The following is a 13,439-nucleotide window of genomic DNA, read 5'->3' on the forward strand; positions in this document are numbered from 1 at the left end:
GAGGTCAGGCGCCGCGCAAGCGCTCCGCGAGGTACGTCTCCAGGCCGTCGAGCGGCACGCGCTCCTGCGCCATGGTGTCGCGGTCGCGCACGGTCACGGCGTTGTCGTCGAGCGAATCGAAATCGACGGTGACGCAGAACGGCGTGCCGATCTCGTCCTGACGGCGGTAGCGACGACCGATCGCGCCGGCGTCGTCGAAGTCGACCGTCCAGCGACCGCGGAGGGTGTCGGCCACCTCCCTGGCGAGCGGCGACAGCCGCTCATTGCGCGACAGCGGCAGCACCGCGATCTTCACCGGAGCGAGGCGCGGGTCGAGCTTGAGCACCGTGCGCGTGTCGGTGCCGCCCTTGGCGTTCGGCACCTCCTCCTCTTCGTAAGCGTCGACGAGGAACGCCATCATCGAGCGGGTGAGACCGAACGACGGCTCGATGACGTACGGGGTGTACCGCTCGCCCGAGGCCTGGTCGAAGTACGTCAGACTCTGACCCGATGCCTCGGTGTGACTGGAGAGGTCGTAGTCTGTGCGGTTGGCGACGCCCATCAGCTCGCCCCACTCCTTGCCGGGGAAGCCGAAGCGGTACTCGAAGTCGATGGTGCCTGCGGAGTAGTGAGCGCGCTCGTCTTCAGGCACATCGAACTGACGCATGTTCTCGGGGTTCACCCCCAGGTCGATGAACCAGTTCCAGCAGGCCTCGACCCAGTGCTCGAACCACTGCTGCGCCTCGGCGGGCGGCACGAAGAACTCGATCTCCATCTGCTCGAACTCGCGCGTGCGGAAGATGAAGTTGCCCGGCGTGATCTCGTTGCGGAACGCCTTGCCCACCTGGCCGATGCCGAACGGTGGCTTCTTGCGCGAGGCGGTGAGCACGTTGGAGAAGTTCACGAAGATGCCCTGCGCAGTCTCGGGGCGCATGTAGTGCAGGCCCGACTCGTCGTCGACGACGCCGAGATAGGTCTTCACCAGACCGGAGAAGGCCTTGGGCTCGGTGTACTGACCCTTGTTGCCGCAGTTCGGGCAGGGCACATCGGCCAGGCCGTTCTCCGCCTTGCGGCCCTTGCGCGCTTCGAAGTCCTCGATCAGGTTGTCGGCCCGGAAGCGCTTGTGGCAGCTCAGGCACTCCACCAGCGGGTCGGTGAACGTGGCGACGTGCCCGGACGCCTCCCACACGCGCTTGGGCAGGATGATCGACGAGTCCAGGCCCACCATGTCGCCGCGGCCCCGCACGAAGGTCTGCCACCACTGGCGACGGATGTTCTCCTTCAGTTCGGTGCCGAGGGGGCCGTAGTCCCACGCAGAACGCGAACCGCCGTAGATCTCACCCGCTTGGAACACGAACCCGCGGTGGCGGGCGAGGGCGATGACCTTGTCAAGACGGGACTGTTCGGCCACGGTGGCTCCAATGGTCGGATGCGGAGAGAACGCTCGTACACGAGCATCCTCAATCCTATCGGTGGGGCCGATCACACCCAGCCGAGGCGGACGGCGGCGGCCCCCAGCTGCAGGCGCGTGGACACTCCGGCGTGATCCATCAGCTCGGCGACTCGGCGCTGCACGGTGCGTACGGAGATGCCGAGCTGGGATGCCGCGGCGCTGTCGGTCATGCCCAGCATCAGCAGCTTCAGCAGTGCGCGGTCCACGCCCTGCTCCGCCTCACGATTCTCCATCGCCGCGTCGACGAGGGCGGTGGAGATCCGCCAGTACTGCTCGAACATCGCGGTCAGCAGATCGCGCAGGCCGCTCGGGTGCACCAGCAGCGCACCGGTGACATTGCCCTCGCTGCGGGAGTAGGTGGGCAGCAGCGCCAGTTCCCGATCCACGATGAACAGCCGCGTGGGCAGGGAGGGCAGCACCCTCACCTCCTCACCGTGCGCGTAGGCCTCTCTCGCCGCGTCGAGGAACCCGGGGCGCTCCAGCACCTCGGTCTCCACCACGACGCGGTACTCGACACCCCTGGCGAGGGCCCTGTCCTCTTCACTGTTGGCCGCGGAATCCATCAGGGCGACATCGCTCAGCACGAACACGTCCACCCGCTCGGTCGCGGCGGCCTGCAGCTGGCCGATGCGCTGGCGCACGGCATCCGCTCCCCTGACGACGTCGACGACATCGGGCGCGTGCCGCAGCGCAGCACCCTCCCGGTACAGATCACTGAGCTCGCCCAGCAGTCCGTGCGCCTGAGCGAGGCGACGTTCGCGCTCTGCGAGAAGCGGCCGGAAGGCGAGCGTCGGCGGTGAGGCGACGAGCAGATCGGGCTCCGCGGCACGTCGGGCCGCCAGGCCTCGACGCTCGAGGGCGTCGAGGATCAGCTCCACCCGCTCGATCGGGAGCCGCACACCCTCGGCGAGCTCCGCCGCCCCGGCGGCCGACAGGGTGAGCAGGGTGCGGTAGACGAAGAGCTGCTCCTCGTCGAGGTCGATCTCATCGAGCATTCTCATCTCCTGCGCCGATGGAGCGATCGCCGACGGATCGCAGCGCTCTCACGTGGCGGATCGCGGCCATGGCGTCACTCCGCCACCACGCTACCCGCTCCGCCGTGGGATTTTGGGGGGTACCTGATCCCCGGAAGGACTCCTGATGCGCCCCTCCCCCAGACGCGCCATACCCGCTCGCCGCTCGATCATCGCCGGTGTCAGCGGCATCGCCCTCGCCGCCAGCGGCGTCGCGCTCACGGGCGGCGCGGCCGCCGCCGACCCGGACGGCGAGGGCACCGCCGCCCCCGAGGTCCTGAGCGCCGCCGAACACAGCGTCACCCTGATCACCGGCGACCGCGTGCGAGTGAGCACGCTCTCCGACGGCACCAGCACGGTCGATGTCGAGACCGCAGTCGAAGGAGCCGGCTATCAGACGATCACCGTCGGCGACGACATCCTCGTCGTGCCCGATGCCGCCTCGGCGTACATCGCGAAGGGTGCACTGGACCGCGACCTGTTCAACGTCACGCAGCTCATCGAGTTCGGCTACGACGATGCGTCGGTCGATGCCACCCCGATCATCGTCGAGCACGGGTCGGCGCGCCGCAGCGCCCCGCCCGTCGGCATCAAGACCGAGACGGCACTGCCCAGCATCGACGCCTCGGCGGCGACCGCCTCCCACTCCGATGCCGCCGCCACATGGGCCGCACTCACCGGGTCGCCGGCCGCCGGAGCCCGCTCATTCCATCCGGGCGGCGCATTCTCGTCCGGCATCGAGGCCATCCACCTCGACGGGAAGGTGCGAGCCACTCTCGACTCGAGCGTCCCGTGGACGGGCACGCCCGAAGCGTGGGACGCCGGCTACACCGGCGAGGGGGTGACGGTCGCCGTGCTCGACACCGGCTACGACGACACCCACCCCGACCTCGCCGACCGTGTGCTTCCCGAGTCCGCGAGCTTCGTGCCCGGCGAGGAGGTCGACGTCGACACGCAGGGGCACGGCACGCACGTCGCGGCGACGATCGCGGGCACCGGCGCTGCGAGCGACGGACAGCACCGCGGCGTCGCCGACGGCTCCGACCTGCTCGTCGGCAAGGTGCTCGACAAGGACGGCTTCGGCCAGGACTCCTGGATCATCGCCGGGATGGAGTGGGCCGCCGAGCGGGCGCCCATCGTGTCCATGAGCCTCGGATCCCAGCAGCCCTCCGACGGCAAGGACCTCATGGCGACGGCGCTGAACAACCTCGCAGCCGAGACCGGCTCACTGTTCGTCGTCGCAGCGGGCAACTCGACGAACCCCGAGACCATCGGCTCACCGGGATCGGCGGCCAGCGCGCTCACGGTCGGATCAGTCGACGACCCGACCGGCGCGCTCTCGTGGTTCTCCAGCCAGGGGCCTCTCGCCCGTTCCGGCGCGCTGAAGCCCGACCTCGCCGCCCCCGGCAATGAGATCACGGCCGCCCGCTCGGCAGACAGCGCAGGCTCGGGCGACTACGTCACGATGAGCGGCACCTCGATGGCCACGCCGCACGTGGCCGGCGCGGCCGCGATCGTCAAGCAGCAGCATCCCGACTACACCGCCGCGCAGCTGCGCGCTGCACTGGTGAGCACCGCCACCGATGTGGGTCTCACCGCCTACCAGGTGGGCGCAGGCGCGCTCGACGTGGCCGGTGCCGTCGAGGACACCGTGCTGGCCTCGGGATCCGGCGACTTCGGGACCCTGCTCTGGGGAGCGGAGCCCACGCCCGTCGTCCGCGAGATCGAGTACACCAACCGCTCCCAGTCCGAGGTCACCGTCTCGCTCGACGTCTCTCTTGCCGACACCACCCCCGGGGGTGGCGGCGGTGCGGCCGAGGGCATCGTCTCGCTGGATGCTCCGACGCTCACCATCCCCGCGGGCGAGACCCGCACGGCGACGCTCACGGCAGACCCCGGCGACGTGCCGGCGGGCGCACAGTACTCCGGCACGCTGATCGCCAGCGTCGAGGGCACCGAGGTGGCGCGCACGGCACTGGGCATCATCGCCGAAGCAGAGCGCTACGACCTCACCGTCACCGCGACCGGACTCGACGGCGAGCCCGCCGACACCGTCGGCTGGATCCACAACGTCGAGACCGGCTGGTACACCTCGATCCCCGTCTCCGGCGAGACGACGCTGCGTCTGGCTGCAGGCACCTACTCGCTGATGTCGATGATGCCTGTGCACTCCGCGCCCGACAGTGAAGGGATCGCCCTGGTCGGCGACCCGCACATCGAGCTCGACGGCGCCACCTCGGTCGCCTTCGACGCCCGCGACACCGAGCGCGTGACCGTCGACGTCGACGAGGACGGCGTCGAGTCCAGCTATCGCCGGCTCGACTACGTCGCCGCCGGATTCATGGGCAGCGCGACGGTGCCGGTGTGGACGGACGAGCTGTACGCGCAGCCCCTGGAGGCCGGCGACGCGGATCAGTTCTCCTTCACGGCCCGGTGGCGCCTGCAGCATCCGACGCTCTCGGTGAATGCGGGAAAGCTCGATCTCGATGTGATCGCGCAGCCGGGGGGCACGTTGCTCGACGGCGATGTCAGCGGCCACGCCGTCGACATCGGAACGGGAACGGCGGAGGAGGTCGCTGCGGCGGACGTCAAGCGCAAGGTCGCCGTCGCGACGGTGTCGGATGCCGTCGCGCCCTCGTCGATCGCTGCGAACGCCGCCGCGAAGGGAGCTGCTCTGCTCATCCTCGTCAACGGCGACCCCGCCGAGACGAGCGTCTGGGTCGGGTCGGATGACGGAGCGACGCCCTCGCCGATCGCCGTCGCCGGCATCAGCGGGGTTCAGGGCGCTGAGCTGCGCGAGCAGATGGCGAAGAAGCGCGTGCTGATCAAGGCCACAGGGATCCCGGTCTCGGACGAGACGTGGGACGTCGCTCTGTACAGCGACGGGTCGATCCCGGCGGATCTCTCGTACAAGCCGCAGCTCGCACGCATCGACACGCAGTACATCGGCCGTGACGGCGAGCTCGTCGGAGAGTTCCGGTACGACTTCGCACCGAACGCTCCGACCGCCAGCGGCTTCCTTCAGCGCGTCGACCGCGGAATGGAACGCACCGAGTGGGTGAGCACCGACGACTTCAGGTGGTACCAGACCGCGACGCTCGTCGGCGCCGCCTGGGACATGCGCGACACGATGCGCTCCTACAAGCCCGGGCAGCGAGTGGACACAAGCTGGTTCGGCGCGGTCGTGCGCCCCTACGTGGGCCCCGAGTTCTGGGCGCCGTACCGATCGGGCGATGCGGTGCAGATCAACGTGCCCTCCGCGGCGGACGGCGCGAACCCCGAGCGCACCGGCACCGTCGACACGTTCGCCGAGGTTCCCGGGACCAGCTACCTCGGCGAGCTGTTCGTCGACGGGGAGCCGTTCGCATCGTCCCCATACCAGGGGTCGTACGCGTGGGGCATCCCTGACGGCGAGAGCACACTGCGGTACGTGCTGACCACGACGCAGGACGGCACCTGGCTCCCCACATCCACGAAGACGCTCACGGAGTGGTCGATGGGCTCGTCCGGCAAGGCCAGCGAGAATGACAAGCAGCTTCTGCCGATGATGCAGGCGAGCTACGACGTCGCACTGTCGAGCGGGGGCATCGCCGGCGTGAAGCGGAAGAAGAACGCCCCGATCGAGGTGGGCATCGACGTCGGTCACGTCTCCGGTGCCGTCGGCAGTGCCGCGGTGAAGGACGTCACCGTCGAGGTTCGCACCGACGGCGGCGAGTGGGAGAGGATCGAGCTCGACCTCGAGTCTCGCGACGACTCGGGCCCCGGTGAGCCGCCCTCCGACGGCTTCGCCGACGGCCGCGCCTACGTCGCCGCCTACACGGCGACAGTGCCGGTCCCGAACAGCGGCGGGTTCATCGACCTGCGGGTAACGGCCGTCGACGAGGCGGGCAACACGTTCAGTCAGGAGATCGAGCGCGCGGTGCAGGTGGCGCCGGCGCGCGGCGCCAAGGGCTGAGCGCTGACGACGGAGGGCCCGCAGGCATTCGCCTGCGGGCCCTCCGTCGCATTCGCGCGGGCTGTTCCGCGCAGGCTCAGTCGGTCTCGCTCGGTGTCACTCGGTGAACAGGTAGCCGCGCTCGACGTCGAAGCCGCCGATGCGCAGGCCGCGCGCGAGCAGCTCTTCCATCTGCGCGCGCAGGCGCATGCGCCACTCGTGCGCGGCATCCGGGTCCGAGGCACGCATGGCCTCGACGTCTTCGGGGATCTCGAGCGTCTCGACGATGGCCTCCGATGCCGGGGACTTGGCGATGTCGGCCAGTGCCCATTCGACGTCGAGGCGGTCGCTCTCATCGCCCGCGTCCCCGCCGCCGAAGATGCCGTACTGGTTCACCACATAGCCGGTGACCCGTGCCCCCAGCACTGTCAGGAAGAAGTGCGCGTTGCGGGCGACGAGCGGGTCGAACGTCCAGGTGATCCGGCCGACCTCGCGCGAGAACGCCCACTGGCGCTGGTGCTCTTTGAGTTCGCGGCCCCAGCCCCGCCCGCGGTACTCCGGCAGCAGGGCGGTGATGTGCGAGTGCATGGTTCGCCGACCCGGCTCTCCGAAGAACGCGATCGACGCGCCGACCATGTGCTCCTCGCCGTCCCCGTCGAACAGCCCGACCACATAGTTCCCGGACTGCTGCAGAGCGCGCAGCGTTCCCGCGTCGATGACGCGCTCGGGGCCACGGATGGAGTCGAGAAGCCCCTGGGCGTCGATGATCAGTTCAACGGTGTCGAGTTCGCGGATGGTTCGCACGTTCCCAGTCTGCATCCCCGGGGGCGTGAGGGGAAACGCGCTCGCACCGTGCCGCGCGCCTCAGCTGTAGGGGAACGCCTCTCCGCCCCCTGCGGCGAGCGCCTCGGCGACGATGCCGAGGTAGCGCCGCATCATGTCGTCCGGCATGGCGGGCATGCACTGCTCCCAGTACGGCAGGATCGCACCCCGGCCCTGCATCATGCCGGCCGGGCGCGCGTACGCCCACAGGTGCAGGTGCGCGGAGCCGTCGTTCCAGCGCGAGAAATGACACCGCGCCACGGCGGGGATCGCCTTCGCCGCCTCGGACACCCGCTGCAGCACCGGGCCGAGACCAGCCAGCACCTCGACCGGGGCGTCCTCGAGCTTCACATGTCGCCGAGGCGAGATCGCGCCGATGAAGGGAAGTCCGCTCGCTCCCTGCATCCCGCCGCTGACGCGCCACTCGTCGTCCTGCCAGATCGTGTACGGCGACGGACGGCAGTGGTGACACTGCGAGGGGTCGAGCTCACCGCTGCGGGGCTTCTCGGGCACGAGCATCTGCTCCAGCGGCAGCAGCTCGAAGGCGGCGATGCTCGGGGTGGGCCCGCTGCGGGGCACCCTGCTCGCGTCGAGGGTCTGCCCGATCGGCGCCCAACGATGCCAGTCGGTGTCGGCGGGATGCTGTTGCGGTGGCTGCGCGTCGCTCATGCCCCCCATCGAATCATGCTTCCGGCCCGATGCCCGGCGGCCGCACGATAGCCTGCTTCGATGGGTGCGGAAGACGACAGGGCGAGAAGACGACTGTCCCGCATACCACCTCGAGGGGCGATCGTCGCCGTCCTCGCCTTCGTCGGCCTGTGCTCGGCCTTCATGTTCACCCTGGTCGTGCCGCTGCAGGCCGAACTGCCGGCGCTGCTGAACGCCTCTCGCGAAGACACCACGTGGGTGGTCACCATCACACTGCTCGTCGCCGCGGTGGCGACTCCGATCTCGGGCCGCCTCGGCGACATGTACGGAAAGCGCCGTGTCGTCGTGGTGCTGCTGGTGATCCTCGTCGTCGGATCGGTCATTGCCGCACTGTCGACGTCGATCATCGGGGTGATCCTGGGCCGCGCCCTCCAGGGCGCGGTGACGGGCGTCGTGCCGCTGGGCATCGCCATCATGCGCGACGCGCTGCCGCCCGCGCGGCTCGGCACGGCCGTCGCGCTGATGAGCGCCACGATGGGCGTCGGCGGTGCGATCGGGATGCCGGTGGCGGCGCTGCTCGCCGAGCATGCCGACTGGCACATGCTGTTCTGGCTGGCCGCCGCGCTCGGTGTCGTGGGGCTCGTACTCGTCGTCATGGTGGTTCCCGACGACGTGCTGCGCTTTCCCGGGCGGCTCGATCTGATCGGCGTGGCCGGACTCGCGATCGGCCTCACCGGCCTGCTGCTCTACGTCTCTCGCGGCGCCGAGTGGGGCTGGACGGCACCCGCCTCGCTCGGTTGCCTCATCGGCGGCATCCTGGTTCTGCTGGTGTGGGGTTGGTACCAGCTGCGCGCGAAGGAGCCGCTGCTCGATCTGCGGGTCGCCGCGCGGCCGGCGGTGCTGTTCACCAACATCGCGGCGATCGGCATGGGATTCGCACTGTTCTCGTCGAACGTGACCTTCCCGCAGATGCTCGAGCTGCCCATCGAGACCGGCTCCGGCCTCGGCCTCGACATGTTCGCCGCGGCGTTGATCGTGGCGACCTCGGGCATCATGATGATGGTCATCTCCCCGCTGTCGGGCTGGCTGGAGCGCACCGTCGGACCGCGGCCCCTGTTCACCGTAGGCACCGCGGCCATCGTGCTGGCGTACGTGTTCGTGCTGATCTGGTCGACCGAGGTCTGGCACTTCCTCGTCGGCAACGTCCTCATCGGCATCGGGATCGGCTTCACGTTCGCCGCGATGCCGATGATCATCATGCGCGCCGTCCCGGCGAACGAGACCGGTGCGTCGAACGGCCTGAACGCGCTGTTCCGTTCCGTGGGGACCTCGACCGCGTCCGCGGTGATGGGCGGCGTGCTCGCCTCCATGAGCATCCAGGTCGACGGTGTCGCGGTGCCGACCCGTGAGGCCTTCGAGGTGTGCTTCTGGCTGGCGATCGTCGCCGGCATCATCGCCTTCGCCCTGACGTTCTTCATCCCGAGCCGATCGGCGGGCGAGCAGCATCCGGCCCTCCCGGGCTGACGACGACTCCCACGTCGGCAACGACACGCGGAAGCGCGGGTCACGCCCGGCGGTAGGTGATGTGGGTCACCAGCGATGTGGCGCGCACGGATGCGCGTTCCAGGCGCTGCGCCGGCACCCCGTCGAAGATCCGCTCCCCCGCGCCGAGGATGCAGGGCGTGATGTGCAGGCGCAGCTCGTCGAGCAGTCCGGCGGCGAGGAACTGGTTCACCGTCCTCGCGCCGCCCGCGATCGAGATGTTCCGCTCCCCCGCCGCGGCGCGTGCGCGCTCCAGTGCGGCCGCGATGCCGTCCGTGACGAAGTGGAAGGTCGTGCCACCCTCCATCTCGATCGGGCCCTTGGCGTGATGGGTGAGCACGAACACCGGCCCGTGATAGGGCGGGTTCGGCCCCCACCACCCGCGCCAGTCGCGATCCCATTCGCCTCGCACCGGGCCGAACATGTTCCGGCCCATGATCGTCGCGCCGGAGTCGGTGATCGCGTCGGCCTCCTCACGGTTCTCCTCGTACGCGTCGAACATCCAGCTGTGCAGCCATGCGTCGTCGATGTCGCCGAAGGGTTTCTCCTCACGCTGGTTCAGGCCGGTCGCGTAGCCGTCGGCGGAGACGGAGATGTCGCTGTAGACGATGCCCATGGGCGGCTCCTCACTGATCGCTCGTCCATAGGTCTACGCGGTCGCCGGGCGCCGCGTCAACGGGTCAGCGTGTGGGCGTCGGGGTCGCCGTCGCGGGGCGGCCGCAGCCGGTCGGGGATGGGCCACGGGAGGATAAGCGGCTGCGCAGACGGCCTGCTGACATCGCCGAAGTCGTCCAGCTTGACGACGATGCGGCCGCGAACGTCGCCGTCGTGCGGGGTGACCTCGATGATGCGCACCCGCTGAGGACGATCCTCCTCGCCGTCCAGCATCCACGGATCCGCGAGCCACGCCAGCCCGCGCGCCTCCAGCGTCGCCTCGGCCTGCAGCCAGTCCGTCGCGTCCGATGCGCGGCGGCCGAGCACGTCGACCGCCACCCAGTGCTCGCCTTCGGCATGGATCCACCCCAGCAGCTCCCCGTCTTCACGACGGTGCGGAATCCAGTCCTCGGTCGGCATGTGTCGACGGTACCGGAGGTCAGAGGCGCGTCGACGCCGTCATACCCGAGCGTCCACGAGATCCGATTCGGACTCGGCGGGTGCGCTCGCCGTCGTGCGGGCGAGCACCCGCCGCAACACGACGTCGACGATCCAGCCGAAGAGCGCGGCGACCGCCACGGCGAGCGCGATCGCGAGGAGCGGCTGGTCGTGCAGCCACCGGCCCGCGACGACGCCGAACAGTGCGGAGTATGCGGCCCAGGTGATTCCCGCGGCGACCGAGAGCAGCACGAAGCGACGCGGCGGGTACCCGGTGGCGCCCGCGGTCATGTTGACGGCGATCCGTCCGACCGGGATGTAGCGTGCCGTGAAGATGAGCAGGGCGCCGCGATGCTCGAGCCCGCGCCGCGCCCAGTCCAGGGCGGAGGCGACACGGCTCGTGCGCATCCAGCGGAACCGCGTGGTGCCGATCGTGCGCCCCAGCAGATAGGCGATGTTGTCGCCGGCGATGGCGCCCACCGCCGCCACACCGATGAGCAGAAGCAGCACCGGTTCGCCCGTGGCGCTCGCGATGGTCGCCGCACCGACCACGACCGTCTCGCTCGGCACGGGCGGGAAGAACCCGTCGATGGTGCACACCGCGAAGACCACGGCGTACACCCAGGGCGACGCGGCCAGGTCGGTCACGAGCCCGGTCAGGAATGCGAGAAGGTCCATGCCTGCGACGCTACGGATGCCGGCATCCGGCCCGCATCGCACCGAAGACAGGGGATCGCCTGACTTTCGTCAGGTATGCGGACGGGCGCCGGTTCCTAGGATGGGTGGATGCTTCAGCGCACGGGCACGACCGGGACGAGACCCCTGTCGACCGCGCTCGGCGTCGTCCTGCTGTTCGTCGCGACGTCGGTCACGCTGCCCGTCGCGCGCTGGGGCGACTCGGCCCTCGTCCTGCTTCTCGTGCCGTCCGTGATCGCCGGTTACATCGTCGGCCGCCGCATGCGCGGGCTGTCTTCCGCCGTGATCACGATCCTCACCGCGCTCGCGCTCATGCTGCCCGTCTCGTATCTGCTGCCGGGCGGCGCTCCGCTGGGCGATTGGATGACAGGTGCGCTCATCGCGCTCCTCACCGTCGTCGCCGCCTGGTGGGTGGGGCGCTATCAGCTGCTGCGAGCGCGGCAGCGCGAATCGGACGCCGCGGTGCTGGCCGACCGGGCACAGGCCGAAGAGCGCGCACGCATCGCAGACGATCTGCACGACACGATCGGGCACGAGCTCGCGCTCATCGCCGTGCAGGCCGGCGCGTTGGAACTCGGGCGGGGTCTGAGTGCGCCGCAGCAGCTGCAGTTCCAGGAGCTGCGCGCGGCGGCGGTTCGTGCCAGCGAGCGCCTGCGCGAGGTCGTGCAGCTGGCCGGCCCGAACGGACCGGGCCGGCTGGCGCCCGTCGGAGGGGAGAGCATCGACGTGCTCGCCGCCGGAGCGCGCGACGCAGGCATGTCGGTCAGCGTGGCGTCCGACCGGCAGGCGCTGACCGCCGTGCATCCGCTCATCGCCGAACTGGCCGTCCGGGTGGTGCGCGAGGGTCTCACCAATGCGGCAAGGCATGCGCCGGGTGCGGAGGTCGAGATCGCCATCGTCCGGGGGGATACCGACGCGGGCTCCCCCGCGGATGCGGACGGGATCGTGGTGTCAGTGCGGTCCGGGCGGCCGAGCGCGGACGCCGGTGCGTCGCACGGCAGCGGTCACGGCATCTCTAGCCTGCGTCGACGCGCCGAACTGCTCGGAGCCACGATCGCCGCACGCCCGGACGACGGCGGATTCGAACTGATCCTCCGCGCACCAGCGACGCCCGCACCCGCGACCGGATCGATCGTCGGCACCGCCGATGCCGAGCTTCGGGCGAACGCGCGGGCCACGCGTCGCAGCCTGCTTCAGACGGCCGCGGTTCCAGGGTCGATCGTCGTGCTCGCGATCGCCGGGTTCCTCGCCGTGCAGGCGATCACGGTCGCTCAGACGGCCGTATCATCCGAGACGTACGAGGGCATCGAGCTCGGAGCGACGAGGTCTGCGCTCTCGCCGGTGCTGCCAGGGGGCATTCCGCGCCCTGCACCGGTCGTGGACGAGCCCGCGCTTCCGACCGGCGCGCAATGCGAGTACTTCGCGGCGCGCGACGGCTGGCTCCACTTCACCGATGCGACGTACCGGCTGTGCTTCCGAGACGGCGTTCTGGTGCAGAAGCTTCACCTGGAGGCCTCGTGATCCGCGTGCTGATCGCCGACGACGAGGCGATGATCCGCGCGGGCGTTCGGGCGATCCTCGAGTCCGACCCCGACGTCGAGGTGGTCTCGGAGGCGGCCGACGGGCGGGAGGCGATCACCGCCGCGCGGCGCCATCGGCCCGATGTCGCTGTGCTCGACATTCGCATGCCGGTGCTCGACGGGCTGAGCGCGGCCGCCGAGATCATCACGACGATGCCCGCGACGGCGGTCGTGATGCTGACGACCTTCGGCGAGGACGACTACGTCGAGCGCGCGCTGGGCGGCGGGGCACTGGGGTTCCTGCTGAAGGCCGCCGACCCGCGCGAGCTGATCGCGGGGGTGCGGGCCGTGGCCGACGGCGGCGCCTACCTGTCGCCGGAGATCGCGCGGCGCGTGATCGCGCCGTACCGCGAAGGTGCGCGCACCCGCAGCGCCGAGGCCCGGGATGCCGTGGCCGCGCTGACCGATCGCGAGCGCGAGGTTCTGGCGCTGCTGAGCGCGGGGGCGTCGAATGCGGAGATCGGCCGACGGCTGCATCTCGTGGAAGGGACGGTGAAGGGCCACGTCAGCGCGATCCTGATCAAGCTCGGCGTGCGCAACCGGGTCGAGGCGGCCGTGCTGGCCCATCGCGCAGGTCTCGCGGGCCACTGACCGCCCGGCTCGACCGACGCACCCCCGCTTCGCGTTCGTGGGGCGCGCGGATGGAGAACGCCGCCACGGCGGCCGCGGGACCGGCGTTC

11 protein-coding genes are annotated in these 13,439 nt (G+C 70.3%); 4 read left to right on the forward strand and 7 right to left on the reverse strand.

The features are described 5' to 3' along the window. Nucleotides 1-4: 4 nt before the first annotated feature. Both RIN43_RS00440 and RIN43_RS00445 read right to left on the reverse strand, forming a co-directional pair. Nucleotides 5-1,390, reverse strand: a complete 1,386-nt coding sequence (locus tag RIN43_RS00440; protein WP_309126900.1) for a glycine--tRNA ligase — start codon at nt 1,388-1,390, stop codon at nt 5-7. A gap of 71 nt (nt 1,391-1,461) precedes the next feature. Then, nucleotides 1,462-2,427: a helix-turn-helix domain-containing protein gene (locus RIN43_RS00445; protein WP_309126901.1), complete on the reverse strand. Its 966-nt coding sequence runs from the start codon at nt 2,425-2,427 to the stop codon at nt 1,462-1,464. Between the two features lie 145 nt (nt 2,428-2,572). Between RIN43_RS00445 and RIN43_RS00450 the strand changes: the two genes are divergently transcribed. Further along, a complete protein-coding gene (locus RIN43_RS00450; protein WP_309126902.1) occupies nt 2,573-6,400 on the forward strand; it encodes a S8 family serine peptidase in 3,828 nt (1,275 codons plus the stop codon). Nucleotides 6,401-6,496: 96 nt separating this feature from the next. Here the strand turns inward: RIN43_RS00450 and RIN43_RS00455 are convergent, their stop codons facing one another. Both RIN43_RS00455 and RIN43_RS00460 read right to left on the reverse strand, forming a co-directional pair. Continuing rightward, a complete protein-coding gene (locus RIN43_RS00455; RefSeq protein ID WP_309126903.1) occupies nt 6,497-7,183 on the reverse strand; it encodes a GNAT family N-acetyltransferase in 687 nt (228 codons plus the stop codon). Nucleotides 7,184-7,243: 60 nt separating this feature from the next. After that, nucleotides 7,244-7,870: a hypothetical protein gene (locus RIN43_RS00460; protein WP_309126904.1), complete on the reverse strand. Its 627-nt coding sequence runs from the start codon at nt 7,868-7,870 to the stop codon at nt 7,244-7,246. Between the two features lie 60 nt (nt 7,871-7,930). Here RIN43_RS00460 and RIN43_RS00465 point away from each other — a divergent pair, with 60 nt between their 5' ends. Continuing rightward, nucleotides 7,931-9,373: an MFS transporter gene (locus tag RIN43_RS00465; protein ID WP_309126905.1), complete on the forward strand. Its 1,443-nt coding sequence runs from the start codon at nt 7,931-7,933 to the stop codon at nt 9,371-9,373. Between the two features lie 40 nt (nt 9,374-9,413). Here RIN43_RS00465 and RIN43_RS00470 read toward each other — a convergent pair whose 3' ends face one another. From RIN43_RS00470 to RIN43_RS00480, 3 genes are read right to left on the reverse strand one after another with little or no spacing between them, the layout of a single operon-like run. Continuing rightward, entirely contained in the window at nt 9,414-10,007 is a 594-nt protein-coding gene (locus tag RIN43_RS00470) for a dihydrofolate reductase family protein (protein ID WP_309126906.1), read from the reverse strand. 56 nt (nt 10,008-10,063) lie between these two features. After that, complete coding sequence (locus RIN43_RS00475) at nt 10,064-10,465, reverse strand: hypothetical protein (protein WP_309126907.1); 402 nt, start codon at nt 10,463-10,465, stop codon at nt 10,064-10,066. 39 nt (nt 10,466-10,504) lie between these two features. Further along, a complete protein-coding gene (locus tag RIN43_RS00480) occupies nt 10,505-11,161 on the reverse strand; it encodes a DedA family protein (RefSeq protein WP_309126908.1) in 657 nt (218 codons plus the stop codon). A 108-nt stretch (nt 11,162-11,269) separates the two neighbouring features. On the opposite strand from RIN43_RS00480, the gene RIN43_RS00485 reads away from it, so the two are divergent. Both RIN43_RS00485 and RIN43_RS00490 read left to right on the forward strand, forming a co-directional pair. Then, nucleotides 11,270-12,700: a histidine kinase gene (locus tag RIN43_RS00485; RefSeq protein WP_309126909.1), complete on the forward strand. Its 1,431-nt coding sequence runs from the start codon at nt 11,270-11,272 to the stop codon at nt 12,698-12,700. Further along, nucleotides 12,697-13,350, forward strand: a complete 654-nt coding sequence (locus tag RIN43_RS00490; protein ID WP_309126910.1) for a response regulator transcription factor — start codon at nt 12,697-12,699, stop codon at nt 13,348-13,350. The genes RIN43_RS00485 and RIN43_RS00490 overlap by 4 nt, the downstream gene beginning before the upstream one ends. Nucleotides 13,351-13,439: the final 89 nt, after the last annotated feature.

This window comes from Microbacterium sp. (assembly GCF_031178445.1).
Lineage (GTDB): Bacteria > Actinomycetota > Actinomycetes > Actinomycetales > Microbacteriaceae > Microbacterium.

What these genes read in the sequence shown, in the direction of transcription:
- RIN43_RS00465 (WP_309126905.1), top strand. Translation starts at nt 7,931, where the DNA reads ATGGGTGCGGAAGACGACAGGGCGAGAAGACGACTGTCCCGCATACCA.
- RIN43_RS00450 (WP_309126902.1), top strand. Translation starts at nt 2,573, where the DNA reads ATGCGCCCCTCCCCCAGACGCGCCATACCCGCTCGCCGCTCGATCATC.
- RIN43_RS00470 (WP_309126906.1), bottom strand. Translation starts at nt 10,007, where the DNA reads ATGGGCATCGTCTACAGCGACATCTCCGTCTCCGCCGACGGCTACGCG.
- RIN43_RS00475 (WP_309126907.1), bottom strand. Translation starts at nt 10,465, where the DNA reads ATGCCGACCGAGGACTGGATTCCGCACCGTCGTGAAGACGGGGAGCTG.
- RIN43_RS00445 (WP_309126901.1), bottom strand. Translation starts at nt 2,427, where the DNA reads ATGCTCGATGAGATCGACCTCGACGAGGAGCAGCTCTTCGTCTACCGC.
- RIN43_RS00460 (WP_309126904.1), bottom strand. Translation starts at nt 7,870, where the DNA reads ATGAGCGACGCGCAGCCACCGCAACAGCATCCCGCCGACACCGACTGG.
- RIN43_RS00480 (WP_309126908.1), bottom strand. Translation starts at nt 11,161, where the DNA reads ATGGACCTTCTCGCATTCCTGACCGGGCTCGTGACCGACCTGGCCGCG.
- RIN43_RS00485 (WP_309126909.1), top strand. Translation starts at nt 11,270, where the DNA reads ATGCTTCAGCGCACGGGCACGACCGGGACGAGACCCCTGTCGACCGCG.